Origin of the sequence: Pontibacter harenae, from assembly GCF_020907245.1 — a bacterium.
Classification (GTDB): Bacteria; Bacteroidota; Bacteroidia; order Cytophagales; family Hymenobacteraceae; genus Pontibacter; species Pontibacter harenae.
On the sequence record NZ_JAJJWH010000092.1, the window covers coordinates 1 to 3,311 of the forward strand.

Sequence of the window (3,311 nt, forward strand, 5' to 3'; positions counted from 1 at the left end):
CTTACAATTAAGCAAACCAAGCTAGTATGCGACGGGAACAATTTATTAAAACACTAATTACAGGAGCAGTAGGTATGACCACGTTATCCGCTTTCAACAGATTTACAGATAGCTTAAGTGAGCAGGAGCAACTGATGCCTGTCTTGTTTATTGGCCACGGGTCACCTATGAACGGTATTCTGGATAACGAATTCAGCCAGAAGTGGAAGCAACTGGGCAAAGAGATCCCGACACCGAAAGCAGTACTTGTTGTTTCAGCGCATTGGCTAAGCAAAGGCACCCGTATCACGGGTATGGATTTTCCGAAAACCATCCATGATTTCGGCGGTTTTCCGCAGGAGTTGTTCGATGTGCAGTACAAGGCACCGGGTAGCCCTGAACTGGCCAAGGAAACGGCATCCATCATCAAGTCTACTGCAGTAGAACTGGACCATGACTGGGGCCTTGACCACGGTGCCTGGACGATTATCCGACACATGTACCCTGAAGCCGACATCCCTGTGCTGCAGCTTAGCATTGACTATACCAAAGGGCCGCAATACCACTATGACCTGTCGAAAGAATTGGCAGGCCTACGCAGGAAAGGAGTGCTGATTGTGGGCAGCGGCAACATGGTGCACAACCTGCGCATGGTAGACTGGAATAAAATCAACGAACCGGAATACGGCTTTGACTGGGCAGTGCAGATAAATACAAACTTCAAAGACCTTATCCGTAACGGGAGCCACGATAAACTGATAAAGTACGAACAACTGGGTAAGGAAGCCCTGCTGGCAGTTCCTACCCCAGAGCATTACTGGCCCCTACTTTATACGCTTGGGTTGAAGGGAAGCAACGATGCCGTGTCATTTTTCAACGACAGGGTGGTAGGCGGTTCCCTAACCATGACATCTGTAAAAATCGGATAAGAATGCAGCTGTTCTTACTCCTTCTTTTCATCCACTCTTATCTGTTAGACTATACTCAAATGAATCATACACCCGAGAAAGAAAGCGTCATAACATCTGACAACCTTACCCTGCACTATCTTGTGCGGGAGCCAAAAATTAAATCTTCAAAGAGCAGGGCTGTTGTCCTGTTACACGGTGTTGGAAGCAATGAGCAGGATCTGTTTAGCCTTGCAGACCACTTATCTGATGAGTTCTACATTATTTCAGCCCGTGGCCCGTTTTCACTGGGTCCTGAAAGGTTTGCCTGGTACAACGTAGATTTTTCAACAGGTAAACCAGTCATCGATGCAGAGCAGGAACTATCCAGCAGAGAAGTAATCAGCGAGTTTTTAGCGCAGCTTAAACAAAAGTACGGTCTTCAGGAAGTTTATCTCGGTGGATTCAGTCAGGGGGCCATCATGAGTTACAGTATTGGATTGACCCACCCGAAGGAGGTGGATGGGGTGATAGCCTTTAGCGGAAGGATTCTGGAGAACATTCAATCCACAGTGACCAAGAACGAAGAACTGCACCGCTTGAGGGTATTTGTTGCCCACGGGGTTCAGGATGGGACATTGCCTATTCACTACGCAAGACAAGCAAAAGCACTCCTGCAGAACCTGGGTGTGCCGTTAACTTATCATGAGTATAACATGGGACATCAGATCAACAGTGAGGTATTGATGGACTTGGACGCGTGGCTTAAGGGTGAGTAGTCGCTAAGAAAGGGAAAGGGTTTAAAACAAAAGATCAATTCATAACAAAATAACATGTCCGTTAGCACTGAGAGTGATAAAAGGAAAGTAACTGTACATACATTTCAGAAGATGAAGGAACGCGGTGAGAAGATTACAATGCTGACCGCGTACGATTACACGATGGCGAGCATCCTTGACCAGGCTGGGTTGGATGCTATTTTAGTGGGAGATTCAGCATCGAACGTCATGGCAGGAAACAAAACCACGCTGCCCCTCACCTTAGACGAGATCATCTTTTATGGCAAATCCGTTGTCAAAGGTGTAAAAAGGGCATTAGTCGTTGTTGACATGCCATTCGGCACGTGCAGCGGGAATCCGAATAAATCCTTGAAATCAGCTATAAGGATCATGAAGGAGACGGGTGCTGACAGCTTGAAAATTGAAGGTGGAAAGGAAATAGAATCGGATATTCAAAAGATTATCAATGCCGGTATTCCTGTGATGGGGCACCTGGGCCTGATGCCGCAGTCCATAAACAAGTACGGGGATTACAGTGTTCGCGCAAAAGCTGATGCAGAAGCAGAAAAGCTGAAGAAAGACGCGCTTCTTTTACAGGAATTGGGGTGCTATTCCATAACCCTGGAAAAGATCCCGTCATCCCTTGCGCAGGAGGTGGCTACAATATTACATGTTCCTGTCATCGGAATTGGCGCAGGTGCAGGTGCTGATGGGCAAGTGCTTGTTGTCCATGATATGCTGGGGATGAACAAAGGCTTTAACCCAAAGTTCGTCAGGCAATATGCAGACCTGCACACTGTCATAAACAGTGCTGTCAGACAATATGTTGACGATGTGAGAGCCTCGGACTTCCCTAGTATACAGGAGAGTTACTGATCCCTGCCACAAAATCCTCCAACACAATTTTAAATTTAAAATAAATAACCCTGAATCTACCCTTAGCTTTTAAGGATGTAGTTTAGGACCAATAAGAAATAACAGATTTTAATTATGACAAACGAAGTTCAAAAAGCAATTATCACTGGAGCAAGCAACGGCATCGGACGTTTTCTTACTGAAAAATTACTGAACGAAGGTATTCAGGTTATTGCCGTAACCCGATCCGGTAACATTGAAAATTTCACCCACCCTAACCTCACTGTTGTTAAGGGAGACATCAGTGATGAGGGAAGTATCAATCAGGCAATTGAGCAAATAGGGCAAATAGCTAGCCAGGTAGATTATCTTATAAACAATGCAGGTGTTGGTCCCGACCTGGGAGACGAAATACCAACAGCAGAGCATCTGAATACTTCCTTTGCTGTTAATACGACTGGCACTGTGTTATTTACCGAAGGTGTGCTGAAATACCTTAAAAACGATGCCCATGTTGTGTTTCTTTCTACCGCTATGGCACTTATTCGCAATGCAGGCCCTAACGGCCCAGCATACAGAATGTCCAAGGCTGCCATCAACATGTATGCAGTTATACTTGCGCAAAGGTTAGCGGAAAGAAATATCAGGGTAACTCCGCTGCACCCAGGTTGGGTACAGACCAGAATGGGTGGCGAGAACGCTCCAGTTACAGTTGAACAGTCCGTTACTGGTATTTATAAGGCTCTAACCGAAAATACTGAAAGCGGAAAGTTCTGGAATATCGAAGTGGGCGGTTTAGAGGAGTATTAAT

4 protein-coding genes are annotated in these 3,311 nt (G+C 45.8%); all 4 read left to right on the top strand.

Annotation, left to right across the window (positions count from 1 at the left end; genetic code table 11):
* The first annotated feature begins 74 nt into the window (after positions 1 to 74).
* A complete protein-coding gene (gene ygiD, locus LN893_RS20250) occupies positions 75 to 908 on the top strand; it encodes a 4,5-DOPA-extradiol-dioxygenase (protein WP_229973233.1) in 834 nt (277 codons plus the stop codon).
* Between the two features lie 2 nt (positions 909 to 910).
* A complete protein-coding gene (locus LN893_RS20255; protein ID WP_229973228.1) occupies positions 911 to 1,645 on the top strand; it encodes an alpha/beta hydrolase in 735 nt (244 codons plus the stop codon).
* 54 nt (positions 1,646 to 1,699) lie between these two features.
* Positions 1,700 to 2,521 (top strand): 3-methyl-2-oxobutanoate hydroxymethyltransferase, encoded by an 822-nt coding sequence (gene panB, locus LN893_RS20260; RefSeq protein ID WP_229973230.1) that lies wholly within the window; start codon positions 1,700 to 1,702, stop codon positions 2,519 to 2,521.
* Between the two features lie 114 nt (positions 2,522 to 2,635).
* Positions 2,636 to 3,310: an SDR family NAD(P)-dependent oxidoreductase gene (locus LN893_RS20265; RefSeq protein ID WP_229973231.1), complete on the top strand. Its 675-nt coding sequence runs from the start codon at positions 2,636 to 2,638 to the stop codon at positions 3,308 to 3,310.
* Position 3,311 lies beyond the last annotated feature (1 nt).

Bases quoted from the DNA above. Each gene is read 5' to 3' on its own strand.
- LN893_RS20255 (WP_229973228.1), top strand. From the start codon at position 911: ATGCAGCTGTTCTTACTCCTTCTTTTCATCCACTCTTATCTGTTAGAC.
- LN893_RS20265 (WP_229973231.1), top strand. From the start codon at position 2,636: ATGACAAACGAAGTTCAAAAAGCAATTATCACTGGAGCAAGCAACGGC.
- ygiD (WP_229973233.1), top strand. From the start codon at position 75: ATGACCACGTTATCCGCTTTCAACAGATTTACAGATAGCTTAAGTGAG.
- panB (WP_229973230.1), top strand. From the start codon at position 1,700: ATGTCCGTTAGCACTGAGAGTGATAAAAGGAAAGTAACTGTACATACA.